Origin of the sequence: Clostridiisalibacter paucivorans DSM 22131 (assembly GCF_000620125.1) — a bacterium.
Taxonomy (GTDB): domain Bacteria; phylum Bacillota; class Clostridia; order Tissierellales; family Clostridiisalibacteraceae; genus Clostridiisalibacter; species Clostridiisalibacter paucivorans.
In genome coordinates this window covers 116,391-142,689 of sequence record NZ_JHVL01000003.1, presented here as the reverse complement: position 1 = coordinate 142,689, position 26,299 = coordinate 116,391, and the positions used below count along the sequence as shown (strand labels likewise).

The window sequence follows — 26,299 nt, the reverse complement described above, 5'->3', positions numbered from 1 at the left end:
AAGTTAGTAGATATTAGTTAGTGTTTAGTAGTTGATGGTAGAAATCCTATGAATTTCATCATTAAATTACTAGCTACTAACCGTTAACTACTAACTTTTTTTTATTGCTCATAAGAATATTATTTAAAGATATTCATATATATATACTGTTAAGAGTATATATAAAATTATAGAGAAAAAGTATTTGATGTGGACATATATTAAAAAGAATAAGGGAGGGTAAAAAATGGATAATTTCGATATATACAGAGATATATCAGAGAGGACCAATGGAGACATCTATCTTGGAGTAGTAGGACCTGTTAGAACAGGGAAATCAACATTTATAAAAAGGTTCATGGATTTATTAGTTATACCCAATATAGAGAATACATATCAAAGAGAGAGAGCTAAAGATGAACTACCTCAAAGTGGTATGGGAAAGACAATAACAACTACTGAACCCAAATTTGTTCCCAATGAAGCAGTAGAAATTATAATAAGGGAAAATGCAAAGTTAAAGATTCGAATGGTGGATTGTGTAGGGTATTTAGTTAAAGGTGTATTGGGGCATGAAGAAAACAATATGCCTAGAATGGTCAATACTCCTTGGTTTGAAAAGGAAATACCTTTTGAAGAAGCTGCGGAGATAGGCACAAGAAAGGTAATAACTGATCATTCCACTATAGGAGTTGTAGTTACAACAGATGGAAGTATTACTGACATAGAAAGACCTAATTATGTTAAAGCAGAAGAAAGAGTAGTAGAAGAGTTAAAGGAATTAGATAAGCCATTTGTAGTGTTATTAAATTCTAAAAAGCCTAAAGGAGAAAGCACAATTGCCCTTAAAGAAAATCTTACAGAAAGATATGGAGTGCCAGTAATCCCTGTTGACTGTATGAATATGTCTATGGAAGATATAAATAGTATATTAGAAAAAATATTATTTGAGTTTCCAGTTAAGGAAATAAATATCTCTTTACCTGGCTGGATTGAAGGGTTATATAAAGATCACTGGATAAGAAAAGATATATTGAAGTCTATTCGTGAGAAGTTAGGACTAATTTATAGAATAAGTGATATAGATACTGGAATAGAAGAATTAACCGAAAGTGAAGTAATAAATGAAACTATCTGCAAAGAAATCAATTTGGGAGAGGGTATAGTAGACTTAAATATGCTAGTTGAAGACCATCTTTTATATGATGTAATAAGTGATACAACAGGATATGATATAAAAGGTGAACATCAGTTGATGACACTAATATCAAAATTAGCTAAGGCAAAAGAGCAGTATGATAGAATAGAAGGAGCATTGGAAGATGTAAAGAACTTTGGATATGGTTTAGTTCCACCAACTATAGAAGAGCTAGAATTATTAGAGCCAGAAACCTTTAAAGAAGGTAATAGATTTGGAGTTAAACTTAAAGCAAATGCTCCATCACTCCATATAATGAGAGTAGATATAAATACCGAGGTATCACCGGTGATTGGAACAGAAAAACAAAGTGAGCAGTTAGTCAAGCATTTATTGGAAGATTTTGAAAGTGATCCTACTAAGATATGGCAATCAAATATGTTTGGAAAATCTTTAAACGATTTAGTTCAAGAACAATTAGAGGGTAAATTAAACATGATGCCTGAAGATGCAAGAAGAAAAATGAGGAAGACTTTACAAAGGATAGTTAACGATGGTAGTGGAGGATTAATATGTATAATAATTTAAAAGCGGCCTAATAATAGGCTGCTTTTTGTTATATAGAAATTGTTTAGAAATAGTTACTGATTTTCTATTTTTATTGGATAAATTATAAGAATACGATAAACAAAGGATTGAATAATTACTCAATAATATAATTTTAAAAGGTTTTATAATATATATCTAGAATAATATTAATGAAAGTAAGATTTGCAATTTTGTCGTCGACCTACAGTAGTGCAAAAAAACCTGGAGGTCGACAACAATTAGATTTTTGATATTAAAGTTATTGTATTAAAGAAATTTATTATATTTAGAAGGATTTTTTATTATTATGTCGAATAAGTTTAAGAGAAAAAAGTAGAGTTGGTATTTTTGTACATTGAGATAGTTACTGCATCGTAATGGTTTATACATTACCTATGAGGACTATAAGCATAAAGACATACCCTAAATAAAATCAGGGTATGTCTCCTTTTTTATCAATTATGTGTTTGTCGAAGAAATTCCTACATTATATATAGGTGGATTTTGCATATACGGTTTTAAAACAAAATAAAAAGCCCTAGAATTAACTAGAGCTTTTTTGCGTGCCATTCGTGCCACTTTTAGCAAAAGATAGTCTAATGTATAGAAAAAGCAAAATCAAGAATGGCTATTTTGCAAGCTTACAAGTGTATACAAAAATAAAAAATGGTCGGGATGACTGGACTTGAACCAGCGACCCCAAGTCCCCCAGACTTGTGCGCTACCATGCTGCGCTACATCCCGATAATCTATTGAACAAAGTACATTATACATTAAAATTTAATCTTTTGCAAATATTATTTTTAAGTTTTTTATGTTTTGTGTTAAAAATATGTCATTAATTCACTTGTATACACATAAATGGTATAATTAATATATAAAATAGACTATAACTTCAAAATTAATATTGAAGGTGGTATGAATGTACAAAAGAAAAAATTTAGTTTCAATAATAATTTTAGTTGGATTAGCATCAAGTCTATATGTGAATTTCAGCATATCAAATTTTAGATTTTCTTTTGCAGGTGTTTTATTTCCTGTCCTAATATATGTATATAGGGATATAAACTCTATTTTTTTAGGTATATATTCAGGAGTAGGTCTTTATTTCTTTAGACTTTTAGCTTTCATTTTAAGTGGAGGAGGGGTTGAAGAGGGTCTAGTACTTTTTTTTCCAGAGGTTTCATTTTATATTCTTTATGGAATATTTTTTTTTGTAATAAAATATTTTTTGGGTTCAATATCCATGAACCAAATGTTTTTTATATTTTTGGCAAACGACTTTTTATGTAATAGTTTTGAAGTATTTATTCGTGTTGGAAGGAATATTTTTGCTGATAACTTGAATATATTAAAATCACTATTAATTGTAGCATTTATAAGAAGTGGATTAGCTATATTAATAATTATAGGTTTTAAATACTATAGGATGTTTTTAATAAAAGAGGAGCATGAAAAAAGATATAAAAAGCTTCTCTGGTTAACTTCAAGACTTAAGACAGAGGTATATTGGATGGAGAAAAATATGGAGAATATAGAAAAAGTGATGTCTAATTGTTATGAATTATTTATAAAGATTCTAAATGATGAGGAAAAAGAGAGTTGGGGAAATAGATCTTTGGAGATATCAAAGGATGTTCATGAAATAAAAAAAGAGTATGGCTTGGTAGTTAGAGGTATAGAAGAAATAATTGTCAATAAATCTGATGATAGTGGAATGTATTTCCATGAATTATTATTGATTCTCAAAGAAAGTATGGAAGGAGAAATAAGATATAGGAAAAAGAATATAGAAATGAATTTCCAATTTAGTGGAGATTTCTATACAGAGAAACATTACTATTTAATGTCTATATTTAGGAATATTATTATGAATTCTATAGATGCAATTGAAGATAAGGGCAATATTGTTTTTACACATGAAATAGATAATAATGTCCATATATTTAAAATCAAAGATACTGGTTGTGGTGTAAGTGGAGATGAGTTATCTAATATTTTTTCTCCAGGATATTCAACTAAGATTGATTATTCCACTGGAGAAGTTAATAGGGGATTGGGATTAAGCCTTGTAAAAGATATAGTTGAAATCCATTTAAGTGGTAATATATACGTTACTTCAACAAAGGGCAGAGGCACAATATTTAAATTATCTATTCCAAAATCAGAATTGGAGGAATAATAAATGAAAATTTTCATACTAGATGACGACAAAAATGTAATTAGGATAATTAAGAAAATTATTAATGATAGAGATTTAGGTACAGTAATAGGTGAAGACATCGATGGAGAAAAGGGATATGAAAAAATTGTAGAATTAAATCCTGATTTGGTTATTGTAGACCTTTTAATGCCTGGAATGGATGGTATAACAATAGTAAGAGATCTAAAAAAGGTTTTTCCACAGATGGAATTTATAATGATTTCACAAGTATCGTCAAAGGATATGGTTGGTAGGGCTTACAAGTATGGCGTTGAATATTATATATATAAACCGGTTAATGCTTTGGAAGTAGAGAGTATTATAAAAAAGGTACAGGAAAGAATAAAGATAGATAGAGTAATAGATGAGCTACAATTTATATTTCAAAGAAAGAAGGATTTAAATAGAGAGGAAAAGTCTGAAGAATTTTGTGAACAATGTATTAAGAATGTACTTATGAGGTTGGGTATAATTGGAGAAAAGGGCAGCAAAGATATAATTGACATATGCAGATACATTGTAGAAAATAATTTGAATTTTACTAGAGTAACCTTAAGAGGGCTTTGTAAGGAATTTTCAAAAAATCCAAAATCTATGGAGCAGAGGATGAGAAGGACTATTGCTATAGCCATGTCTAATATAGCCAATTTGGGTGTTGAAGACTATATGAATGAAATATTTGTTGAATATTCCAGTAGCCTATTTAAATTTGAGCAGGTTAAGAAGGAAATGGATTATATACGGGGAAAAGTTAATAGAGGAGGGTCTGTAAATATAATGAAGTTCATAAAGGGATTAATCCTATATTGTGAAAATATAAACAATTAGAAATTTTCAGAATATATTAAGCAATTTGTAGTTTTTTGAAGCCTATATTTTATACTCTAATTGATTTAAAAATTAGGGAGGTAAAAATATGGACTTTTTTGCACATTTTTTTGCTAAAGGGGCAAAAGTAGTTTGGGGCCCTGCTACAGTAGTATTATTAGTAGGTACAGGTATTTATTTAAGTTTTGGTACAAAGCTTGTTCAGTTCAGAAAATTAGGTGATGCTATTAAATATGTTTTTTCTAAGGACGAGAAAAGTGAAGGTGATATAAGTTCTTTTCAAGCCCTTATGACATCACTGGCAGCGACAATAGGTACAGGAAATATTGTTGGTGTTGCTTCGGCAATAGCATTGGGAGGACCTGGTGCTATATTTTGGATGTGGGTAAGTGGAGCATTTGGAGGAGCTACGAAATTTTCTGAAGGATTGCTTGCTATAAAGTATAGAATTACTAATGATAAAGGAGAAAAATCTGGTGGACCTATGTATTATATAGGAAGAGGAATAAAAGATAGATATGGAATTAATGTAGAATGGTTGGGATGGTTATTTGCATTATTTGGTCTTATAGCTTCTTTTGGTATAGGAAATATGGTACAGGCAAACGCTGTCTCAGAGTCTGTGGAGTTAACATTTGGAATTAAACCATTCATAACTGGCATTATCATAGCTGTATTTACTGCATTAGTAATTATAGGTGGTATAAAAAATATAGGAAAGGTAACAGAAAAGATAGTCCCTGCTATGTCTATCTTATATATTGGAGGTGCAATTGTAGCAATATTAAGCAATGTTGAGATGTTGCCAATAGCATTTAAATTGATTTTTCAAAACGCATTTACTGGAACAGCAGTAAGCGGAGGATTAATTGGTAGTGTGATTAGATTCGGTGTAGCTAGAGGTGTATTTTCAAATGAAGCAGGGTTAGGTAGTGCACCTATAGCCCATGCAGCTTCTAAAAATGAAAATCCAGTTACTGAAGGCTTTATTGCTTCATTAGGGGCATTTATTGATACTATATTAGTATGTACAATAACAGCATTAGTTATATTGACTTCAGGGCTGGTAAATATGAAAAAATCAGGCATTATGTTAATAGAAGGCAATTTAGACGGAGCTAAATTGACAACTACAGCATTTGATACATTACTTCCTGGTATAGGCGGTTATATAATAGCTATTGGGCTAATCTTTTTTTCATTTTCCACTATACTTGGATGGTATTATTATGGTTCTAAATGCATGGAATATATAGGAGGATTAAAATCTACAGAGATTTATAAATGGGCGTGGGTAATATTGACTTTTGTAGGAGCTATAACTTCTTTAGAAACAGTTTGGAGTATATCGGATATGTTTAATGGACTAATGGCTCTGCCAAATTTAATAGGGTTATTGGCTCTTAGTCCATTGGTTTTTAAGATGGTTAAGGAATATGACTCTGGATTGAGTAATAAAGAAGAAAAGGTAAGGAGTAAGTCTACTGTAACAAGTGATTATTTGGGATAGTTAAAAGTTTATAGATAAATTAATGTAAAGATGTATCATAATAGTTTGAAATAAATAATATAATTATTATAAAGGGGTTATATGTAATGTATATTAATTATACATATACATATAGCCCCTTATTTTATAGACTATTATATTTTGGCAGCCATAGGACATTATAGCTATTTAAATATTTTCTATATACATCTTTTATGTTATACTAAAAACTATGATATAGTATAATAGTTTAAGGAGCAGTGGTGTTTATGTTTGAAATTATTTATTATATAGAAATAATTTTTATAATGTTGTTAGTTGTAAGTTTATGTGGATACGTTTTTGTAGTTATTAAAGAAAAACTTTACCTTTCAAAAAATATAATACTTATAGATAAAAAAGCGGTTACACAGGATCATATAGATAAAACAGATTTAAAAGAGTTTTTATTAGGTGGCATAAGAATGAAAACTGGGGATGAAGTAAAGGTAACTTTATTTGGAGATAAAAACTTTTATGGAATTGTTATAGGTGCTATTAAAAAGGACAATTCATTGATTATAGTAACCCATAGTGATAAAATTGAGAAATTAAAAGTCAATAGAATAAAAAAAGTTAAATTAGTAAGTAAATATGGTAGATTTTTTTGAAAAGTTACAAATAAAAAAGGGAAATAAATGTTGATGAAGAAATATATTAAGTGAGTAGATTTTATAATTGATATTTTTATAGTAGTAATGTATATATAGTTTAATAAGTGTGAAATATTTATTATAAAATATTATATTATGGTGATATATATGACAAAAATAGATAGGAAAAAAAAACGGCATCGTAGAAAGAAAATAAGGATGATAATGATTTTTATAGTAATGGTATATATGGGGTTTAGATTTATACCTGTGTTATATGCGTCTAATTCTGATACTATGACCTTGGACTATGGCACCATTGAAAAATTGGTTAAAACTAAAGGAATAATTGTAAGAGATGAAAAGGTATATAAATCTCAAATAGCAGGTAGTATAGAAAGATATATTGATGAAGGACAAAGGGCAGGGGCAGGGATAAAGATATCAAGCATAGTTCAGTCCTTACATGATGATGGTTTAGAGAAAAGGATAGAAAGTATTGATAATAAAATAGAAAAATTAAAGGAAGGCAATATATCTAAAAAATTATTTAAAAGAGACATCAGTAAAAATACCAATGATATCTCTGGTATAGTTGAAGAAATAAGGGATTCAACTATAAATGAAGAGTATGATAAATTATCTGAACTAAAGAGTATACTTGCAGTAAAATCAGATAAACAAATGAAATTGACCGGTGAGAAGGGTATAGTGAAAGAAACTATAAATAGATTATCTAAAGAGAAAGAAAATCTGTTGAAAAAGTTGAATGATACCCAAGATATTTATTATTCTCAGATACCAGGAGTTATTAGCTATAAGATAGACGGTCTGGAGAATATATATACTCCTCAAGGGATATTAGACATAACCCCAGATAAATTTAATTATATAGAAGGAGATGCCATAGACAATAGTACTATAGAAACTGTTAAATATGGACATCCTATATATAAAATTATAAATAATTATGAATGGTATTTGATGGTTAAGATTGATAATGAATACGAAAAGGATATAGAGACTAAAAAGAGTTTTTTAATTAGTTTTGGAACTGAAAAAAAACCTATAAAAGGCAAGGTAGTAAAAGTTAATAATGGGAAGGATCATATGGTAGTTATATTTAAGTTTAATGAAGAATTCAATGATTATTATGATAAAAGATACATGGATGTGACCATAATTTTGAACCGTTCTCAAGGGTTAAAGGTACCCAATAGTGCTATAGACCATCGCAATGGAATTAAAGGTGTTTACACAAAAAATGTAAGTAATTTGATTAAATTTAGGCCTATAGAGATTGTTGCAGAAGATGATAAATATGCTATAGTGAAAGAAGGATATATAATAAAGGAAAAAACTGAAGGTGAGGTTGATAAGATACAAACATTACTTTTATATGATCAAATAATTATCGATAGTGATGAAGTAAGAGAAATGGATGTAGTTAATTAAGGAGGTTTTATTTGTGGATTTACAAAAAAACTTTGAGCAAGTGTTAGAAAATATAAATAATGCAGCTAGACGAGCTGGGAGAAAACCAGAGGATATTACATTAATAGGAGTTACCAAGACTGTCAATGAGGATGTAGTTAGAGATGCATTGGAACTGGGAATAAAAAATATTGGAGAAAACCGAGTACAAGAAATACAAAAGAAATATGATACTATAAGGGAAGATGATGATAGTGTTCTTCATCTTATAGGGCATCTTCAAACCAATAAGGTAAAGTATATAGTTGAAAAAGTTGACTTAATCCATTCTTTAGATAGATTGTCTTTAGCTAAAGAATTACAAAAGAGATGTAAGAAAGAAGATACATCAATAAATGCGTTGATACAAGTTAATATTGCAGAAGAAGAAAGTAAATTTGGATTAAAAGAAGGAGAAGTAATAACATTTATAGAATCTTTATTAGAATATGACAGAATAAATATAAAGGGCCTCATGACTATAGCTCCTTATGCTGAAGATCCAGAAGATGTAAGAGGTGTCTTTAAACAGCTTAGAGAATTATCTCAAGAGGTTGAAAAGAAGGATTATAAGGGAGTAGAAATGAAGTATTTGTCTATGGGGATGACCAACGATTATGAAATAGCCATTGAAGAAGGAGCAAATATGGTTAGAATAGGGACAGCCTTATTTGGGGAAAGAATATATTAAGGGGGATGGAAAATGTCAAATAAGTCAAAATTAATGAACAAAGTGAAATATTTTATTGGTTTGGATGATTTGGATGAAGAGTTTGAAGATACTTATTCTAATGTACCCGAAGATATTGACTCTATATCAGAAAAAAGAATAAAAGATAAGAAAATAGTTAATATACACACTAATACCAATATAAGATTAGCTATACATCAACCATCAAGATATGAAGATACTACAAAGATAGTAGAGGATCTAAAAAGTAGAAAACCTGTAGTTATTAATTTGCAGAATTTAGAATCTGAAGTAAAGAGAAAGGTTTTTGATTTTATGAATGGAGCAGTATATGCTTTAGAAGGAACCATTCAAAAAATAACTAAGGATATATTTGTATTGGCTCCAAGTAATGTGGAAATAGATGGAAGAATCAAAGAAGAGATAAAGACTAAGGGTATATTTAACTGGAAATAAATGAAACAAGAGGTGAGAATTGAGTTGATATTTAATAGACTAATATTGATAAGAGCAGTGGACTTATTTATATATATATTGAAACTTTTAATTATAGCTAGAATTTTTGTATCGTTCATTATAAGAGATTTAAGGAATCCAATTTTGAGATTTTTGTACCAAATAACGGAACCGTTACTTATGCCCTTTAGGACCCTCATATATAAACTGGGAATAAATACTGGTATGTTTGACTTTTCTCCTATATTAGCTTTTCTTACATTAGATATTATAAGGACTATATTATTTTGATGTGGTGAAATTATGATAATTGATAAACTTAAGTATATTGAACATATTAATGATAAGAGCCAATTATTTATGGCACGAAGGGTTCTAGACAAGATAGAACAGGTTTTGAATAATCATGTTATTGAGAATACAGATTTTCTTGATCCTTATCAGAGAAAAATCTGTTATTCTTTTTTAAACCGATTTTATGATATGAAGTATCATGAAGATGGAGGTTATTTAGAGGCAGAAAGAAAGAGTATAATAATTTATCCAGATTATATATCTAGAGAGTATATAGAAAGATATATTTCAGTAATTAGAATAGATGGGAACTTTAAATTTAATGATGTAAGCCATAGAGATTATCTAGGAGCATTGATGGGATTAGGGATAAAAAGAGAAAAGATTGGAGATATTATTGTCCATGATGATTTTGGACAAATAATAGTAGATAAAGATATAAAAGATTTTATAATATTAAGTTTAAAGGCAATAGGAAAGGAAAGTGTAGATTGTTCGGAGATATTACCAAGTGATATAGTTAATTCTAAAGAAGAATTTCGTATTATAATGTCTACTATAGCATCTTTAAGATTAGATAACTTGTTAAGTGCTGGGTATAAAGTATCTAGAACGCAAAGTAGTAATATTATAAAGCAGGGAAAGGTTAAAGTTAATTGGCAACCTATAAGTCAATCTTCTTATGAAGTAAAAGAAGGAGATATCATATCTGTCAAAGGTAAGGGAAGAATATTATTAAAAGAAGTTTTAGGTAATACAAAAAAGGATAGAATAAGAGTAGCTATAAAAAGTTATATTTAAATTTTGGAGGTGTATATTATGCTAACACCCCTTGATATTCAAAACAAGGAATTTGAAAAGGGTTTTAGGGGATATAAAGAGCCTGAAGTAGACAGTTTTTTGGATGAAATAATTACTGATTATGAAAAGACTTATAATGAAAATAAAGAATTAAAGGAAAAAGTAGCAATGCTAAATGATCAGATTAAACATTATAATGACATAGAAGAAACATTGCAAAATACATTGGTAGTGGCACAAAGAACTGCTGAGGATGTAAATATAAATAGCAAGAACAAGGCAGATCAAATTATAAAAGAGGCTGAAATAGAAGCAAGAAAAATAATTGAAAATGCCCATGATGAGGTAGTGAAGATTCAAAGAAAATATGAAGAAATAAAAAAAGATATTATTGTATTTAAGACAAGATTTAGAACTCTTTTGAAGTCTCAATTGGATACTTTTGACGAATACTATGATGAATTAAGGGCTGAAGGGGACTTTAATGATATATTAAATACAGAAGAAGTAATTGTTGGAGGGGAGAATGATGAAGAATCTTAATATAGATTTTGACACTAAAAATATAGTTGGTATTATTGGAGCTATGGACGAAGAGATACAGATACTGAAGGATAAGATGGAATTAAAAAAGACATATATGGCGGCCAATATGGAATTTTACTATGGAAGACTTGCAGAAAAAAATATTGTATTAGTAAGATGTGGTATAGGAAAGGTTAATGCCGCTGCGTGTACTCAAGTTTTGATAACTAAATTCAATGCCGAATATATTATTAATATAGGTGTAGCTGGGGCTATTTTTGATGGTCTGGAGATTGGAGACATAGTTATATCTGAGGATGTAGTAGAACATGACTTTGATGTAACTAGTTTTGGATATAAACTTGGAGAAATCCCAAGACTAGAAACATATAAATTTAAAGGGAATAGGATGCTAATAGATATTGCAAAAAAAATCAGTGAAGAGGAAGTCTTAGATCATAATATATTTGTAGGTAGGATTTTATCTGGAGATGAATTTGTAGCTAGTGCTAACAAGAAAGATATGCTATGGAAAGAATTTGAAGGGTATTGTGTAGAGATGGAAGGAGCTGCTATAGGTCATACTTGCCATATAAATAATGTGCCCTTTGTTATTTTACGAGCTATGTCAGATAAAGCAGATGGCTCTGCCGATGTTAATTTTAATGATTTTGTGGACATGGCTGCAAGAAATTCTGCTGATATAGTAGAAAAGATGTTAAAGGAGATTTAGCTTGATTTGGAGTTATTGTATAAAATGGAGGAGTTTATGTGGACATTAAGCTTGTAAGTAGTAGTAATAAAAAAAAGGTGATAGATCTAGGAAATGGAGTGAAAATAGGAGATGGAGAATTTACTATTATAGCTGGTCCCTGTGCAGTGGAAAACTATGAACAGCTAGAAGCTACAGCTAAATTTTTAAATAAGTTGGGAGTAAATGTTTTAAGAGGAGGGGCGTTTAAACCTAGAACATCTCCTTATAGTTTTCAAGGATTGGGTTTTCAAGGATTAAAGTATTTAAGAGATGTAGGCAAAAAATATAATATGAAAGTTATATCAGAGATAATGGATCCGAGGGACGTAGAAAGGGCATATGACCTAGTAGATGTATATCAAGTTGGGTCAAGAAATATGCAAAACTACAGTTTGCTTAAAGAACTTGGAAATGTAGATAAGCCTGTTATGTTAAAGAGAGGTATGACTGCTACAGTAAACGAATGGCTTATGGCTGCTGAATACATAGCATTAGAAGGAAACGACAATATAATATTATGTGAAAGAGGTATAAGAACGTTTGAAAATTATACTAGAAATACATTGGACTTAACTGTAGTTCCCATAGTAAAATCTTTGAGTAAATTGCCTATAATTGTAGACCCAAGTCATGGAACAGGAATGCGAGAGTTGGTTGCTACTATGGCAAGGGCTTCTGTGGTAGTTTCTGCTGATGGAATTATGGTTGAAGTGCATCCCAGTCCAGATAATGCATTGTCTGATGGTTTTCAGTCTTTAGATTTTAGTATGATGAATGAACTTATAAATCAAGTAGATATTTTAAAAAAATATATGAATGAATTAGAATAGTTGTAAAAACAAATTGACTTGTATCTAATGCAAGTCAATTTTTATATAAAAAGGTGAAAATTGATTGCATAAAGGGGTAAAATTATAATATGAATAATATTAAAGTGGAAGGGGATATTATGAAAGAAAATGATAAAGGAATAGATAAAAAAATTGAAGATATAGCTATAAAATTAGAAAAAACTAAAATCGCAGAATATGTAGATATTATGAATAATAAATGGAGATTGATATATATTAATTTTATAGCGGGATTGGCGAGAGGATTTGGAATGGCCATTGGTTTTACAATTTTAGGTGCATTTACACTATATATAATGCAGCGTATGATAACATGGAATTTGCCGCTAATTGGAGATTTTATAGCTGAAATAGTAAAAATAGTTAGAGAAAATCTATAATTAATGGAGGGAGTATATGGATAAAAATTCACTAGAATATTTTAAAGATTTACTATATCAAGAAAAAAGAGATATAATAGATACAATAAATAGAATAGATGGTAAGATTTACGAAGGTTCTTTTAAAGAGTCTATGGGTGAAATTTCTGTTTATGATAATCACCCAGCAGATATAGCTACAGAGACTTTTATGGAAGAACAAAATTTAAACTTTAAAAATAATGAAATATTTATTTTAAAACATATAGAAGAGGCATTAGACAAAATAGAAAATGGTGATTATGGAGTATGTAATAAATGTGGAAGAGAAATCTCTATAGAAAGATTAAAAATGATTCCTTATACTAAACACTGTGTAGAGTGTCATCAAAATTTAAATGAATCAAATGATAGGGATATAGTGGATAGACAAAAGTCTATAAATCCTAAGGCTAGATTAGCAGATGATTTAGGAATATACGATGACAAAGAAATAGACTATATGGAAACTATAGATAGTATATCAAAGGAAAACTATGATAAGAGATTATATGATTAAAAATGTAACTTTTATATATTTAGACCATAGTTATATAAAGAGCCATTGAGGGAACATATAAATATATGTGAGATGGTTCTTTTTTTATTGTGATATTAAACTTATTCTATTTTATTGTTGTAACTAAAGTCATTTTGAATTAAAATATAACATGTAACGAAAAATGTAAGGAGAAATGTAAAATGGGAATAATAATATCAATAGTAATAATATTGTTTGATCAGATGACAAAATTGATGATTGTAAATGTATTACAGGAGAGGCTACCTATAATAATAATTGAAAATTATTTTCAGGTTAGCTATGTTAAAAATTATGGTGCTGCATTTGGCATAATGCAGAATAAACAATGGTTTTTTATAATTATTACATTTATTATTTTAGTGGCTGCAATATTTTTAATTACAAAGAGAAATTTTACAACAACTATGAGAACTGCTCTTTTTATGGTGATAGGAGGAGCTGTAGGAAACTTGATAGATAGGGTTAGATTAGGCTATGTAATAGATTTTATAGATATTAAATTTGGTAATATATATGATTATCCTGTATTTAATATTGCTGATAGCTTTATTGTTATAGGTACTGTAATTATTGCATATCTTATATTATCTGATAGATATGAATACTAGATGGAGCTGATACAATGGACCTTATAGAAATGATTGTAGATGAAGAGGCAGAAGGAAGGATAGATGCGTATCTGGCAAAGGAACTTGATGAAGTTTCAAGATCCTACATACAGAGACTTATAAAAAAAGAATATATTACTGTAAATGGCTCAAATATAAAGGCTAAATACAAAATATGTGAAGGAGATAAAATAGAAATAAGATTACCTAAACCTAAAAAATTAGAGGTTTTACCAGAGGATATAGATATAGATATTGTATATGAAGATAAAGATTTGGCTGTAGTTAATAAACCTAGAGGTATGGTTGTACATCCTGCACCTGGTAATTATAGTGGTACTTTAGTAAATGCACTATTATATCATTTGAAAAGTCTTTCTTCCATAAATGGTATAATAAGGCCAGGTATAGTACATAGAATAGATAAAGATACAACAGGTTTATTAATGGTGGCAAAGAATAATTTTTCCCATATGGGATTATCAGAACAATTAAAGGAACATTCTATAAACAGAAGGTATTGGGCCTTAGTAAATGGAAATATAAGAGAAGATAGTGGAACAATAAATGCTCCAATAGGCAGGCATCCTGTAGATAGAAAAAAAATGGCTGTAGTCCATAGAAATAGCAGAGATGCAATAACTCATTTTAAGGTATTGAAAAGATTTGGAGATTATACATTGATTGAGGCTAAGCTTGAGACTGGAAGGACACATCAAATAAGAGTACATATGTCTTATATATCCCATCCTGTTGTGGGTGACCCTGTATATGGAAGAAAGAATGAAAAATATAATTTGAAGGGACAACTATTACATGCAAAAATAATTGGATTTATCCATCCTAGAAATGAAGAATATATGGAATTCGATTCTGAATTACCTAATGATTTTATGAGGATATTAAATATATTAAGAAAGTAAAAAATGTATGGACATAGATAATTTGATATGATATAATCTAATAAATATGAATAGTACCCTTTAAATTAACACGAGAGGTTGATAAGGGTTAGGATCTAGCTTTGAAGGACTATGTCTGATTATTTTAAGACCTTATCAATCTCTGATGAGGTCTTTTATTTTTGGAGGTGATAAAATGAAAACAAAGGCGATAATAATGGATGAAAGTGCTATGAATAGAGCTACTACTAGAATAGCCCATGAAATATTAGAGAATAATAAGGGAACTGAGGACTTGGTATTGGTAGGTATAAAAACTAGAGGAATACCCTTTGCCGAAAGACTTGCTAAAAAGATAAATATGATAGAAAGAAAAGAAGTTCCAGTTCTAACTTTAGATATAACCCTCTATAGAGATGATCTCAGTGAGATTAATGATAGGCCCATAGTAGATAAAAAAGGTTTTAATTATGATGTTACTAATAAAATTATAGTTTTAGTAGATGATGTATTATATACGGGTAGAACTGCAAGGGCAGCCTTAGATGCTATAATGGATGCAGGCAGACCAAAAAAGATACAATTTGCAGTTTTAATAGATAGAGGACATAGGGAATTGCCTATTAGGCCAGATTTTATAGGAAAAAATGTACCTACATCAAAAAGTGAAATAGTAAGTGTGAAATTTGATAACATTGATGATGCTAACAAAGTAATAATAAATGAAATATAGAAGCACCTTTTAAATCAGTCCTGCGAGGCTGAAAAGGGGAGATTATTCTCCCTCCTTAAAAAAATAAAGGAGGAATTTTTATGTCAGAAAAAATATTTTCATCAAAGAAGGTAACGAATGAAATGGATACAGGGAATTTAACAGAAATTAGTAGAAAAGGTATATTGGGTATACAACATGTAATAGCCATGTTTGGTGCTACAGTATTAGTACCTATATTGACTGGATTTAATCCTGCTGTTGCATTGTTTTCGGCAGGTCTAGGGACTTTGTTATTCCACTTAGTAACTGGAGGAAAGGTGCCAGTATTTTTAGGTTCTAGTTTTGCATTTATACCAGTAATTGTGGCAGTGGCAAATAAGTTTGGTGATTTAAGGTATGCACAAGGTGGAATTGTTACAGCAGGGGCTTTGTATTTGACATTATCTCTATTGATAAAAGTATTTGGTCCTGAGAAAATAACAAGTTTTTTCCCACCTATAGTAACAGGTCCGATGATCGTCGTAATAGGGCTTATTTTAAGTCCCACAGCTATAGAGATGGCTTCTGCAAATTGGATGGTTGCATTTGTTGTGTTGGCGACAGTTGTTATTGTGTCCATATTTGGAAAGGGATTTTTCAAAGTTATTCCAATATTATGTGGTGTAGTAGTGGGATATATATTTTCAGCAATAATTGGCATAGTAGATTATACACCTATAATTGAAGCTAAGGTTTTGAGTATGCCAGAGTTTACATTGCCTAAGTTTGATTTGGGAGCTATAGCAATAATAGCGCCTATAGTTTTAGCAGTATTTATGGAACATATAGGAGATATAACAACTAATGGAGCTGTAGTAGGAAAGAATTTTTTCAAAGATCCTGGGCTTCATAGAACATTATTAGGAGATGGTCTTGCGACTATTATGGCTGGATTTATAGGAGGGCCTGCAAATACTACCTATGGAGAGAATACCAGTGTCCTTGCAGTAACCAAAAATTATAATCCATCAATATTGAGACTTGCGGCATGTATAGCTATAGGGATTAGTTTTATAGGTAAATTGGGAGCAGTTTTACAGACTATACCAGTGCCCGTAATGGGAGGAGTAAGTTTAATATTATTTGGTATGATTGCCAGTGTTGGACTTAGGACTCTAAGTGACTCTGAAGTTGATTTTTCTAGCAATAGAAATCTTATAGTGGCATCTTTTATATTGGTTGCAGGTATAGGAACTGAATTTATAAAATTGAAACAGCAAATGGGAGCATTTGATGGTATAATAGGTATTCAAATAACTGATAATATACAGATAGTTGGATTAAGTTTGGCGGCTATTATAGGAATTGTAGTTAATAAAATATTGCCAGAGAATGCCTAATAAAAGTAACAGGAGTAGTATATTTATTTGCTACTCCTTTAATATGCGTAAAAGGAGGAAATATAATGATATTTATAGATAATCTTATAAATAAGATAAAAGAAAAAAGGTCTCACTGCATAGTAGGGATAGATACTAAAATAGAATATGTACCAGATTTTATTAAGAATAAATATGAACAAGACTTAGAGGGGAATATGGCAGCCATATTGGAATTTAATAAAGGAATTATAGATACTGTGGCACCTTTTGTGTCTTGTATAAAACCACAAATAGCTTTTTATGAGGCCTATGGAATTGAAGGATTTAAGGTTTTCAAGGAGACTGTTGAATATGGGAAGTCCAAGGATTTAATAATAATTGCAGATATTAAAAGAGGTGATATTGGTTCCACAGCAGAAGCTTATGCAAATGCCTATTTTGGGGGTGGGTATGTAAATGTAGATGCTGTGACATTAAATCCATATCTAGGGATCGACTCCATAGCTCCTTTCATTAAATATATGGATGAAAGAGAAAAAGGAGTATTTATATTGGCACGAACATCTAATAAATCGGCTATAGATATTCAAGATATAATATCAAATAAAAAGACCATATATGAAATAGTGGGCGAACATATAGATAGATGGGGAAATGAATGTGTGGGAAAATATGGGTATAGCTCTATGGGAGCAGTAGTTGGAGCCACGTATCCTAAAGAGATGGAGAAATTAAGAAAGATAATGAGTAAGAGTTATTTTCTTGTTCCAGGATATGGAGCACAAGGAGGTACTGGAGAAGATGTGGTGGGGGCCTTTAATAAAGATGGCTTAGGAGCCGTAGTAAATTCCTCAAGGGGAATAATTACTGCTCATAAGAAGGAAAAGTACAAGGGTATATATAAAGATGAAGAATGTTATAAAGCTATATTAGAGGAGACAATACAAATGAGAGATAATATAAATAGGACCTTAAAAAAACATGGAAAGTTATTATGGTAGGTGATTTGATATGAAATATATAGAAGATTGTATTATATTAAAAAATGAGCTTGTGGTAGAAGATATCTATGTGATGGAATTATTAAGTAAGTATATAGTAAAAAAATGTACACCAGGTCAGTTTATACAGATAAAAGTTAGTGAGGGGTTGGGCTTAGACCCTCTTCTTAGAAGACCTATCAGTATAAATGATATAGACAAAGAAAAGGGTATTATAAAACTGTATTATAAAGTAATAGGAAAAGGAACGGGTATAATGAAATCTTTTCGAGATGGTCAAAAATTAAATGTAATGGGACCTTTAGGTAATGGATTTGATATAAATAATGAAGGAAAAAATATTGCTATTGTGGGGGGAGGTATAGGGGTAGCTCCATTATTATATCTATCTAGAATACTGAGTAAAAAAAACAATATCAGTGTATTTTTAGGATTTAATGATAAACCCTATATGAATGAGATAAGAGAACATTGTAAAAAAATATATATATCATCTATGAAGGATGAAGAAGTTGGATATAAAGGATTTATTACTGAAGTATTTATAAAATTTTTAACAAAAAATAATATAGATTTAATATATAGCTGTGGTCCTAATCCAATGCTCAATGAAATAATAGATATATCAAATAAATTTAATATTCCATGTCAAATATCCTTAGAAGAGAGAATGGCTTGTGGATTTGGAGCATGTTTAGGTTGTTCTATAGAAACTGCTAATGGTGAAATGAAAAAGGTATGTAAAGATGGGCCAGTATTTTGGGGTAATGAGGTGAAATTAAATGGATAATAGAGATATAAATCTGAATACAAATATTGGGAGACTAATAATAGAAAATCCTATTATTACAGCTTCGGGGACATTTGGATTTGGGAGAGAATACGAAGAGTTTATGGACATAGCTAATATAGGTGCTATTTCAGTTAAGGGATTGACTCTTAAACCTAGAAAGGGGAATAAATCTCCTAGAATAGCGGAGACTGTTGGAGGGATGTTAAATAGTGTGGGATTAGAAAATCCTGGAGTAGAATATTTTATAGATAAAGAACTTCCTTATTTAAAGGACAAGAATATTACGATTATAGCTAATATATCAGGAAACACTATAGAAGAATATTGTGAAATGGCAGCACGAATTGATAAGAGTAGATGTGATGCCATAGAGATGAATATATCTTGTCCTAATGTTAAACGGGGAGGGGTTGCTTTTGGCACAGATAAGGATATGGTATATAGGATTACAAAGTCGGTTAGAGATAGTACCGAAAAGCCTTTGATAGTGAAATTGTCTCCCAATGTGACAGACATAAAAGAAATAGCATTAATGGCTGAAAAAGCAGGAGCAGATGGTCTAAGTCTTATAAATACATTATTGGGAATGGCAATAGATATAAAAACTAAAAAACCAATATTGAGAAATAATGTGGGGGGATTATCAGGTCCAGCTATAAAACCTATAGCATTGAGAATGGTGTGGGAGGTAGCCCAAGTTGTGAAAATTCCAATAATAGGCATGGGAGGCATAATGAATATTACTGACGTTATAGAGTTTTTACTTGCGGGTGCCAGTGCAGTGGCTATAGGAACTGGAAATTTAGTAAATCCAAGATTGACTGTGGAATTATTAGTAGAATTGAAAAAATATATGCAAAAAAATAACATAAAAGATGTATCAGAGATTATTGGAAAATTGGAGATATATAGTTCGTAGTTAAAGGGATTTTTCATTTTTCCATCAACTACGAACTACTAACTTTTTTAAGGTTTAAGAAGCTCTATGTTGCTAATCAAATCTTCTCTTGGAGTAACATAAAGGGTTGAATTATTGTCATATATAACCATACCTGGTTTGGCTCCATTGGGCTTTCTGACATGTTTTTTTTGGGTATAGTCGACTGGAACATTACTAGAAAGCCTAGCTTTACTGTAATATGCAGCTAATAGTGCTGCATCTAATAATGTAGATTCAGGTGTATTTTTCCCAGGATTTTTCAAGACAACATGGGATCCTGGGATATCTTTAGTATGAAACCATAGATCATTTTTATCTGCCAATTTTAAAGTAAGATAGTCATTTTGCTTATTATTTTTTCCTACATAAATATGGTATCCATCAGAGGAAAGAAAATGATGAGGACTGGAAGAAGATTTCTTTTTTTTCTTCTTTGAGAAAGATTTTCTTTGCTTTAATATGCCTTCGTCCCTTAATTCCTCTTTAATTTCATCAATATCATTTATTTCTGTTGAATTTTCAATACTGACTAATATATTTTCTAAATAATCTATTTCTGATTTTGTCTTTTTTATTTGCTTGCTTACCATCGTGTAAGCTGTCTTTAGTTTATTATATCTTTTAAAATATTTTTGAGCATTTTGGGCAGGAGTTAGTCTTTTATCAAGTTTAATTTTTATAGTATCTTGATTTTCACTATAAAAATTAATAGCTTCAAGTTCAGTATCTCCTTTATTTAATTTGTATATATTTGCTGTTATGAGTTCACCAAATACTTTGTATTTTTCTCTATTTTTAGCATTCTGTAGTTCCTTTATTTGTTTTGATAATTTTTTTTGATTTCTTTCTAACTTATTATGAATCACTTTTCGTAGGTCAGTAGTTTTTTGGTGTAATCTATCCAATTTATCTCTTTTATCATAAAATTCTTCTAATATTTTGCTCATAGATTTATAATTAGTCTTTTTATAATTTTTATATTGGGTTAAATCTATAGAAGAAAATCCAATAATCTTATTTTTATCCCATATAATGGTAGGGTTGAAAATATTTTGCTTAACGTCTTGCATTAAATTACAAAACGAATTGTATAAGGCATCCTTTTGTAAATGATTAAGCTCACCTATATGACTATTTGGGTCTATACTCGCTCGTTCACATATTTCTTTAGCTGAGAGGGGACTTATGCCCATGAAATGTGTATAAATAAACTTGTAAGTTAATATGCCTGAATTTATAGTTTTAAATAATTCATAGAATTCTGTGTCAGTGGTTTCCAATGGATTCTTTTTATTTTGGGCAGGGGGAAATTTATATTTAATGCCAGGAAGAACTAGTCTGACAGCACTTACATCATGACTTATTCTCTTTATTGTATCTAGTATTGTAAAGGATTCTTTGTCTATTACTATTATATTACTATGTCTACCCATTATTTCTATAACCAGTCTTTTTTCACATAATACTCCCAGTTCATCAAGAGACTGTACATCCATCATTAAAATACGTTCCATTTTATATTGAAATATTTTTGTTATCTTACCTCCTTGCAGATGCTTTCTTAAAAGCATACAGAACATGGGAGGAGTTATGGGATTAGGCTTAGACTTATCTGTAAGATATATCCTTGGGTTATTACTACTGGAAGAGATGAGTAGTCTATAGTTATTACCCTTATTTCTTATATTTATAAGCAATTCATCTTTTTCAGGTTGATAAATTTTATCTATTTTTCCATTTAAAATTGTGTTGTTGAACTCGTGTACTAATGATTTTATTACAATTCCATCTAATGACATATAATATTCCTCCAAAATTTAATATTCATTCTAAAGTATAACATTAAAATAATAGACTTTAAAGTAAATGTAATTATAATTTAACCATATCCTTTAAGTTAATTTCATATGATATATAATAATATTGCAAAATGAATATAGTAGGCTGATTATTTAAGGTATTCAAATAAATATTTCTTTTATCTAAATAAGGGCTTAATCATATAAGTATAATATAATATAATATACTTAATATTGGATTTTGACTCTATTAATAAAGATGGAGGTTTTTTATAAATGATTAATTTTGAGAAGCTTGAAGGAGCAGGAAATGACTTTATTATTTTCAATGGAATAGACGGGGAATTACCAAATTATAATCTGTTAGCTAAAAAGGTATGTGACAGGCATTTTGGTGTTGGAGCAGATGGAATGATGATAGTTTGTAGTTCTCAAGTTGCAGACATAAAAATGGTCTTTTATAATGGAGATGGAACAGAGGCCCCTATGTGTGGTAACGGTATAAGATGTTTTGCAAAGTATATATTTGACAATAATATAGTTATAAACAAAAGTTTTACAGTGGAAACATTAGCAGGAATAATGAAAGTAAAGGTTTTTATAAATAATGATTTAGTACATAAAGTAAGGGTAAATATGGGGAGTCCTGATTTCAATAGTAAGTCTGTGCCGATTAATACTGATAAAGACAACTTTATAAATGAAAAAATAGAGATAGATGGAATAGATTATAGAATATCTGTTTTTGTTATGGGTAGTGTGCATGGAGTGATTTTTATAGACAATATAGAGGATTTAGATATAAAGGATATCGGACCTAAAATTGAGAGGCATGAACTGTTTCCAGAAGGCATAAATGTAAATTTTTGCAAAATAATAGATGATAATAATATAGAAGTGTTAACGTGGGAAAGGGGTGTAGGTCAGACATTGGCCTGTGGTACTGGAGCTACTGCAACAGCTGTAATATCATCAAAATTATATGGCACTAATGATAAAGTAAATATACATCTCTTAGGAGGAGTGGTAGAAATAGAGAACAAGAATAATATTTTATATATGACAGGACCCGCAAAAAGGATTTGTAAGGGCGAATACTACTGTGACTAAAGATTAGGTATTCATTGACATAAGTGTATTTTATGGTAAAATTGATTATAATATTTAGGAAGGATGGTTTTCATGGTTAAGAGTATGACAGGTTTTGGTAGAGGGGAGAATAGTGATGATTTTAGACAGTTTATAATAGAAATAAAATCTGTTAATCATAGGTATAATGATGTTATAATAAAGATGCCTAAGCATTTGAGCTATTTAGAGGAAAATATTAAAAAACTTATAAAGGAAAAAGTTAATAGAGGTAGAGTGGAGGTATATATACATTTAACAAATTTAGAAGATAGAGGTGTAGAAGTAAAACCTGATATTTATTTGGCAAAATCTTACATAAAGGCGTTGGGTGAATTATGTGAAGAATGTAATATAGAGAAAAATTTATCATTAAAGATGTTATCTAGTTTTCCAGATGTATTAAAAATAGAGAAAAAAGATGAAGATGAAGATGAGATTTGGATGTGCCTTAAACCAGCTGTAGAGAAAGCTATAAATAATTTATATATAATGAGGGCTAAAGAAGGTAAAGAGCTTGCTCATGATATAATAGATAGATCAAATATTATAGAAAAGACAGTGAAAGGCATAGAAAATAGAGCATCTGGAGTTGTATTAGAATATAAAAATAAATTGAAAAATAGAATAGAAGAGCTTTTAGAGGATGCTTATGAGCTTGATGAGACTAGATTAGCCAATGAGGTAGCTTATTTTGCAGATAAGAGCAATATAACTGAAGAGATAGTGAGATTGTTTAGTCATATAAATCAATTGAAGAAAACCATAAATGCTGACATGCCTGTGGGACGCAAATTAGATTTTCTTGTTCAAGAAATGAATAGGGAAGTAAATACTATAGGTTCCAAGGTAGGAGATCTAGAGATAACAAATAGTGTGGTGGAAATTAAAAGTGAGTTAGAAAAAATAAGAGAGCAAATACAAAATATAGAGTAGAAGGAGGTTATTGACATGGGAATTAAATTAATTAATATAGGATTTGGTAACATAGTATCAGCTAATAGGATAGTAGCCATCGTGAGTCCAGAATCAGCCCCTATAAAGAGGATTATTCAAGAGGCAAGGGATAGGGGAATGCTTGTGGATGCAACTTATGGTAGGAGGACAAGAGCAGTTATAATTACTGATAGTGATCATATTATATTGTCGGCAGTGCAGCCAGAAACTGTTGCTCATAGATTAAATAGTAGAGAGAATGAAATGGATAGCAATGAATAGAAAGGAGATTTAAGATGGAAGAAGGTTTACTGATAGTAGTTTCTGGGCCTTCTGGTGCAGGGAAGGGTACTGTGTGTAAAGAATTATTAAACAAAAATGAAGATATTAATATATCTGTGTCTATGACCACAAGGCAACCTAGAGATGGTGAAATAAATGGAGTAAATTATATTTTTAATAATGAAGATAATTTTAAAGAGATGATTGATAATGGAGACTTTTTAGAATATGCTAAGGTATACGGGAATTATTATGGTACGCCTAAAAAATATGTTTTAGAAAAGCTACAAAGTGGGAAGGATGTATTACTGGAAATAGATATCCAGGGAGCTTTGGCGATAAAAAATTTATATCCAGATGGTGTGTTCATATTTATATTGCCTCCATCAATGGAAGAGTTAAGAAACAGAATTACCAATAGGGGGACAGAAACACAAGAATCATTGGTAGAAAGAATAAGCAGTGCCTATGATGAATTAAAATATTTGTTTAAATATGATTATGGAGTGTTAAATGATGAAGTTGATAATGCTGTAAGAAGAATAGAATCTATTATTATTGCAGAAAAATGTAAGGTTAAAAGACAAAAAAATATATTAGAAAAAATATAGTAGGAGGTAATAGTGATGGTAAGTCCTTCAATTGATGAATTATTGGAGAAAGTAGATAGTAGATATACGTTGATTATGATGGTATCAAAAAGGGCTAGGCAGTTAGTAGAGCATAATACCGAGTTAGTTGATGAAACAAAACCTGTAATATTGGCTTTAAAAGAGGTAGCTGAAGATAAGGTGAATTATACAAGACCCAAAATAACAGGTATAAAATAACGGGGTGATGTGATTTGTTAACAGGTAAAAACATTGTAGTGGGAGTTACTGGAGGAATTGCCGTATATAAGGCAGTAGATGTAATAAGTAAATTAAAAAAAATGGGTGCAAATATAGATGTAATTATGACTAAGTCTGCTAAGGAATTTGTGACTCCATTAACTTTTAGCTCAATATCTCAAAATCGTGTTATAGTAGATATGTTTGAACAGCCTGTGGAATGGGATATAGAACATATTTCACTGGCAAAAAAGGCAGACCTGTTTTTAATAGTTCCTGCAACTGCTAATATCATTGGAAAAGTTGCCAATGGAATAGCAGATGACATGCTGACAACTACTATAATGGCTACAACTTCAAAGGTGATATTTGGCCCTGCGATGAATACTAATATGTATAATAATACTATTTTTAACGAAAATGTAAATAAATTAAGAGAAAACGGTTACGAATTTATAGATGCTGACTCAGGTAGATTAGCTTGTGGAGATTATGGAGCAGGTAAATTGCCTCAACCAGAGATTATAGTTGATTATGTAAAAGATTTTTTTGAAAGGGCACAAGACCTTAAAGACAAGACATTTATAATTACTGCTGGTCCTACAATTGAGCCCTTGGATCCAGTTAGATATTTAACTAATTATTCCAGTGGAAAGATGGGGTATGCGATAGCTAAAGAGGCTTCTCGTAGAGGAGCTAAAGTTACCCTTGTAACTGGACCAACTAATTTGGACATACCTCAAGGAGTTGAAGCTATAAGAGTTAATACTACTAGAGAAATGCTAGAGGCTATAAAATTAAGGTTTAAAGAATGTGATGTACTTGTAAAAGCAGCAGCACCATTAGATTACAGACCAGATATTGTTAGTGACCATAAAATTAAAAAAGATGAGAATACACTAAAAATGTCTTTTGTTAAAAATCCTGATATAGCATATGAATTTGGAAAAATTAAAGGGAATAAGATAATAATTGGATTTGCTGCTGAGACCAAAGACGTTATAGAAAACGCAACAAGGAAAATAAAGAAGAAAAATTTTGATTTCATTGTAGCCAACAATGTTGCAGAACAAGATGCTGGTTTTAGAGGAGATACTAATGTGGTAACTATTCTAGATGGCAAAGATAATATAGAAGAACACCCTAAAATGAGTAAAGACCAGTTATCTGGTGTCATTGTAGATAAAATTACGACATTAATACAACGGAGGGGTATTGATAAATAATTGATTTTTATAAAGTATTCATAATAAAGTTATAAAGACAATCAGTGCTTATGAAGTAAATTGATGGTTGGTAGCTAGTGGTTAATAGTTAGTATAAGAGATTTTATATTAAGCCACTAACTACTAATTTTTTA

29 protein-coding genes and 1 tRNA gene are annotated in these 26,299 nt (G+C 30.2%); 28 read left to right on the top strand and 2 right to left on the bottom strand.

From position 1 onward, the window contains the following. Positions 1 to 226 precede the first annotated feature (226 nt). Entirely contained in the window at positions 227 to 1,705 is a 1,479-nt protein-coding gene (gene spoIVA, locus Q326_RS0102425) for a stage IV sporulation protein A (protein WP_026893941.1), read from the top strand. Positions 1,706 to 2,372: 667 nt separating this feature from the next. On the opposite strand, the gene Q326_RS0102420 is transcribed toward spoIVA, so the two are convergent. After that, positions 2,373 to 2,449 (bottom strand) — tRNA-Pro (locus Q326_RS0102420). Positions 2,450 to 2,627: 178 nt separating this feature from the next. Here Q326_RS0102420 and Q326_RS0102415 point away from each other — a divergent pair. From Q326_RS0102415 to Q326_RS0102315, 21 genes are all read left to right on the top strand, one after another. Next, the gene (locus Q326_RS0102415; RefSeq protein WP_026893940.1) at positions 2,628 to 3,887 is read left to right on the top strand and encodes an ATP-binding protein; all 1,260 of its coding nucleotides are present in this window, start codon (positions 2,628 to 2,630) and stop codon (positions 3,885 to 3,887) included. 3 nt (positions 3,888 to 3,890) lie between these two features. Next, positions 3,891 to 4,736, top strand: coding sequence for a response regulator (locus Q326_RS0102410; RefSeq protein ID WP_026893939.1), 846 nt, complete (start codon positions 3,891 to 3,893; stop codon positions 4,734 to 4,736). Between the two features lie 88 nt (positions 4,737 to 4,824). Continuing rightward, complete coding sequence (locus Q326_RS0102405; protein ID WP_026893938.1) at positions 4,825 to 6,246, top strand: alanine/glycine:cation symporter family protein; 1,422 nt, start codon at positions 4,825 to 4,827, stop codon at positions 6,244 to 6,246. 248 nt (positions 6,247 to 6,494) lie between these two features. After that, positions 6,495 to 6,875: a hypothetical protein gene (locus Q326_RS0102400; RefSeq protein WP_026893937.1), complete on the top strand. Its 381-nt coding sequence runs from the start codon at positions 6,495 to 6,497 to the stop codon at positions 6,873 to 6,875. 150 nt (positions 6,876 to 7,025) lie between these two features. Beyond that, positions 7,026 to 8,312, top strand: a complete 1,287-nt coding sequence (locus Q326_RS0102395) for a biotin/lipoyl attachment domain-containing protein (protein ID WP_026893936.1) — start codon at positions 7,026 to 7,028, stop codon at positions 8,310 to 8,312. 13 nt (positions 8,313 to 8,325) lie between these two features. Then, positions 8,326 to 9,021: a YggS family pyridoxal phosphate-dependent enzyme gene (locus Q326_RS0102390; protein WP_026893935.1), complete on the top strand. Its 696-nt coding sequence runs from the start codon at positions 8,326 to 8,328 to the stop codon at positions 9,019 to 9,021. Between the two features lie 12 nt (positions 9,022 to 9,033). Then, on the top strand, positions 9,034 to 9,477 hold the full coding sequence (locus Q326_RS0102385; protein WP_026893934.1) for a cell division protein SepF: 444 nt from the start codon (positions 9,034 to 9,036) through the stop codon (positions 9,475 to 9,477). Then, positions 9,478 to 9,768 (top strand): YggT family protein, encoded by a 291-nt coding sequence (locus Q326_RS19165; RefSeq protein WP_084489499.1) that lies wholly within the window; start codon positions 9,478 to 9,480, stop codon positions 9,766 to 9,768. A 12-nt stretch (positions 9,769 to 9,780) separates the two neighbouring features. After that, positions 9,781 to 10,572, top strand: a complete 792-nt coding sequence (locus Q326_RS0102375; protein ID WP_051531029.1) for a YlmH family RNA-binding protein — start codon at positions 9,781 to 9,783, stop codon at positions 10,570 to 10,572. A gap of 18 nt (positions 10,573 to 10,590) precedes the next feature. Continuing rightward, positions 10,591 to 11,115, top strand: coding sequence for a DivIVA domain-containing protein (locus Q326_RS16440; protein WP_051531028.1), 525 nt, complete (start codon positions 10,591 to 10,593; stop codon positions 11,113 to 11,115). After that, complete coding sequence (locus Q326_RS0102365) at positions 11,099 to 11,830, top strand: 5'-methylthioadenosine/adenosylhomocysteine nucleosidase (RefSeq protein WP_051531027.1); 732 nt, start codon at positions 11,099 to 11,101, stop codon at positions 11,828 to 11,830. Before Q326_RS16440 ends, Q326_RS0102365 begins: the two co-directional genes overlap by 17 nt. Positions 11,831 to 11,868: 38 nt before the next feature. Further along, positions 11,869 to 12,681, top strand: coding sequence for a 3-deoxy-7-phosphoheptulonate synthase (gene aroF, locus Q326_RS0102360; protein WP_026893930.1), 813 nt, complete (start codon positions 11,869 to 11,871; stop codon positions 12,679 to 12,681). 89 nt (positions 12,682 to 12,770) lie between these two features. Next, entirely contained in the window at positions 12,771 to 13,082 is a 312-nt protein-coding gene (locus tag Q326_RS0102355; RefSeq protein WP_051531026.1) for a DUF5665 domain-containing protein, read from the top strand. 16 nt (positions 13,083 to 13,098) lie between these two features. After that, positions 13,099 to 13,620, top strand: coding sequence for a TraR/DksA C4-type zinc finger protein (locus tag Q326_RS16435; RefSeq protein ID WP_051531025.1), 522 nt, complete (start codon positions 13,099 to 13,101; stop codon positions 13,618 to 13,620). A gap of 182 nt (positions 13,621 to 13,802) precedes the next feature. Beyond that, positions 13,803 to 14,252: a signal peptidase II gene (lspA, locus tag Q326_RS0102345; RefSeq protein ID WP_026893928.1), complete on the top strand. Its 450-nt coding sequence runs from the start codon at positions 13,803 to 13,805 to the stop codon at positions 14,250 to 14,252. Positions 14,253 to 14,266: 14 nt separating this feature from the next. Further along, a complete protein-coding gene (locus tag Q326_RS0102340) occupies positions 14,267 to 15,175 on the top strand; it encodes an RluA family pseudouridine synthase (protein WP_026893927.1) in 909 nt (302 codons plus the stop codon). Between the two features lie 175 nt (positions 15,176 to 15,350). Next, the gene (gene pyrR, locus Q326_RS0102335) at positions 15,351 to 15,887 is read left to right on the top strand and encodes a bifunctional pyr operon transcriptional regulator/uracil phosphoribosyltransferase PyrR (RefSeq protein ID WP_026893926.1); all 537 of its coding nucleotides are present in this window, start codon (positions 15,351 to 15,353) and stop codon (positions 15,885 to 15,887) included. A gap of 80 nt (positions 15,888 to 15,967) precedes the next feature. After that, positions 15,968 to 17,248, top strand: coding sequence for a uracil-xanthine permease family protein (locus tag Q326_RS0102330; RefSeq protein WP_084489498.1), 1,281 nt, complete (start codon positions 15,968 to 15,970; stop codon positions 17,246 to 17,248). Between the two features lie 65 nt (positions 17,249 to 17,313). Then, positions 17,314 to 18,231, top strand: a complete 918-nt coding sequence (pyrF, locus tag Q326_RS0102325; protein ID WP_250160292.1) for an orotidine-5'-phosphate decarboxylase — start codon at positions 17,314 to 17,316, stop codon at positions 18,229 to 18,231. Between the two features lie 10 nt (positions 18,232 to 18,241). Next, a complete protein-coding gene (locus tag Q326_RS0102320; RefSeq protein WP_034600876.1) occupies positions 18,242 to 19,021 on the top strand; it encodes a dihydroorotate dehydrogenase electron transfer subunit in 780 nt (259 codons plus the stop codon). Next, a complete protein-coding gene (locus Q326_RS0102315) occupies positions 19,014 to 19,943 on the top strand; it encodes a dihydroorotate dehydrogenase (protein ID WP_034600874.1) in 930 nt (309 codons plus the stop codon). The genes Q326_RS0102320 and Q326_RS0102315 overlap by 8 nt, the downstream gene beginning before the upstream one ends. Before the next feature lie 47 nt (positions 19,944 to 19,990). On the opposite strand, the gene Q326_RS0102310 is transcribed toward Q326_RS0102315, so the two are convergent. Beyond that, positions 19,991 to 21,763: an Rqc2 family fibronectin-binding protein gene (locus Q326_RS0102310; protein ID WP_026893921.1), complete on the bottom strand. Its 1,773-nt coding sequence runs from the start codon at positions 21,761 to 21,763 to the stop codon at positions 19,991 to 19,993. A 276-nt stretch (positions 21,764 to 22,039) separates the two neighbouring features. Between Q326_RS0102310 and dapF the strand changes: the two genes are divergently transcribed. From dapF to coaBC, 6 genes are all read left to right on the top strand, one after another. Then, the gene (gene dapF / locus Q326_RS0102305) at positions 22,040 to 22,873 is read left to right on the top strand and encodes a diaminopimelate epimerase (protein WP_205687632.1); all 834 of its coding nucleotides are present in this window, start codon (positions 22,040 to 22,042) and stop codon (positions 22,871 to 22,873) included. A gap of 72 nt (positions 22,874 to 22,945) precedes the next feature. After that, positions 22,946 to 23,827: a YicC/YloC family endoribonuclease gene (locus Q326_RS0102300; protein ID WP_026893919.1), complete on the top strand. Its 882-nt coding sequence runs from the start codon at positions 22,946 to 22,948 to the stop codon at positions 23,825 to 23,827. Positions 23,828 to 23,848: 21 nt separating this feature from the next. Beyond that, positions 23,849 to 24,109 (top strand): extracellular matrix/biofilm regulator RemA, encoded by a 261-nt coding sequence (gene remA, locus Q326_RS0102295; RefSeq protein ID WP_431188260.1) that lies wholly within the window; start codon positions 23,849 to 23,851, stop codon positions 24,107 to 24,109. Positions 24,110 to 24,123: 14 nt separating this feature from the next. After that, complete coding sequence (gene gmk / locus Q326_RS0102290; RefSeq protein ID WP_026893917.1) at positions 24,124 to 24,720, top strand: guanylate kinase; 597 nt, start codon at positions 24,124 to 24,126, stop codon at positions 24,718 to 24,720. Between the two features lie 15 nt (positions 24,721 to 24,735). Further along, a complete protein-coding gene (gene rpoZ, locus Q326_RS0102285; RefSeq protein ID WP_026893916.1) occupies positions 24,736 to 24,939 on the top strand; it encodes a DNA-directed RNA polymerase subunit omega in 204 nt (67 codons plus the stop codon). Positions 24,940 to 24,953: 14 nt separating this feature from the next. Continuing rightward, positions 24,954 to 26,165 (top strand): bifunctional phosphopantothenoylcysteine decarboxylase/phosphopantothenate--cysteine ligase CoaBC, encoded by a 1,212-nt coding sequence (gene coaBC, locus Q326_RS0102280; RefSeq protein WP_026893915.1) that lies wholly within the window; start codon positions 24,954 to 24,956, stop codon positions 26,163 to 26,165. The last annotated feature ends 134 nt before the right edge of the window (positions 26,166 to 26,299 follow it).

Coding starts and splice junctions, on each gene's coding strand:
- spoIVA (WP_026893941.1), top strand. CDS start 227: ATGGATAATTTCGATATATACAGAGATATATCAGAGAGGACCAATGGA.
- Q326_RS0102415 (WP_026893940.1), top strand. CDS start 2,628: ATGTACAAAAGAAAAAATTTAGTTTCAATAATAATTTTAGTTGGATTA.
- Q326_RS0102410 (WP_026893939.1), top strand. CDS start 3,891: ATGAAAATTTTCATACTAGATGACGACAAAAATGTAATTAGGATAATT.
- Q326_RS0102405 (WP_026893938.1), top strand. CDS start 4,825: ATGGACTTTTTTGCACATTTTTTTGCTAAAGGGGCAAAAGTAGTTTGG.
- Q326_RS0102400 (WP_026893937.1), top strand. CDS start 6,495: ATGTTTGAAATTATTTATTATATAGAAATAATTTTTATAATGTTGTTA.
- Q326_RS0102395 (WP_026893936.1), top strand. CDS start 7,026: ATGACAAAAATAGATAGGAAAAAAAAACGGCATCGTAGAAAGAAAATA.
- Q326_RS0102385 (WP_026893934.1), top strand. CDS start 9,034: ATGTCAAATAAGTCAAAATTAATGAACAAAGTGAAATATTTTATTGGT.
- Q326_RS19165 (WP_084489499.1), top strand. CDS start 9,478: ATGAAACAAGAGGTGAGAATTGAGTTGATATTTAATAGACTAATATTG.
- Q326_RS0102375 (WP_051531029.1), top strand. CDS start 9,781: ATGATAATTGATAAACTTAAGTATATTGAACATATTAATGATAAGAGC.
- Q326_RS16440 (WP_051531028.1), top strand. CDS start 10,591: ATGCTAACACCCCTTGATATTCAAAACAAGGAATTTGAAAAGGGTTTT.
- Q326_RS0102365 (WP_051531027.1), top strand. CDS start 11,099: ATGATGAAGAATCTTAATATAGATTTTGACACTAAAAATATAGTTGGT.
- Q326_RS0102355 (WP_051531026.1), top strand. CDS start 12,771: ATGAATAATATTAAAGTGGAAGGGGATATTATGAAAGAAAATGATAAA.
- Q326_RS16435 (WP_051531025.1), top strand. CDS start 13,099: ATGGATAAAAATTCACTAGAATATTTTAAAGATTTACTATATCAAGAA.
- lspA (WP_026893928.1), top strand. CDS start 13,803: ATGGGAATAATAATATCAATAGTAATAATATTGTTTGATCAGATGACA.
- Q326_RS0102340 (WP_026893927.1), top strand. CDS start 14,267: ATGGACCTTATAGAAATGATTGTAGATGAAGAGGCAGAAGGAAGGATA.
- pyrR (WP_026893926.1), top strand. CDS start 15,351: ATGAAAACAAAGGCGATAATAATGGATGAAAGTGCTATGAATAGAGCT.
- Q326_RS0102330 (WP_084489498.1), top strand. CDS start 15,968: ATGTCAGAAAAAATATTTTCATCAAAGAAGGTAACGAATGAAATGGAT.
- pyrF (WP_250160292.1), top strand. CDS start 17,314: ATGATATTTATAGATAATCTTATAAATAAGATAAAAGAAAAAAGGTCT.
- Q326_RS0102320 (WP_034600876.1), top strand. CDS start 18,242: ATGAAATATATAGAAGATTGTATTATATTAAAAAATGAGCTTGTGGTA.
- Q326_RS0102315 (WP_034600874.1), top strand. CDS start 19,014: ATGGATAATAGAGATATAAATCTGAATACAAATATTGGGAGACTAATA.
- Q326_RS0102310 (WP_026893921.1), bottom strand. CDS start 21,763: ATGTCATTAGATGGAATTGTAATAAAATCATTAGTACACGAGTTCAAC.
- dapF (WP_205687632.1), top strand. CDS start 22,040: ATGATTAATTTTGAGAAGCTTGAAGGAGCAGGAAATGACTTTATTATT.
- Q326_RS0102300 (WP_026893919.1), top strand. CDS start 22,946: ATGGTTAAGAGTATGACAGGTTTTGGTAGAGGGGAGAATAGTGATGAT.
- gmk (WP_026893917.1), top strand. CDS start 24,124: ATGGAAGAAGGTTTACTGATAGTAGTTTCTGGGCCTTCTGGTGCAGGG.
- rpoZ (WP_026893916.1), top strand. CDS start 24,736: ATGGTAAGTCCTTCAATTGATGAATTATTGGAGAAAGTAGATAGTAGA.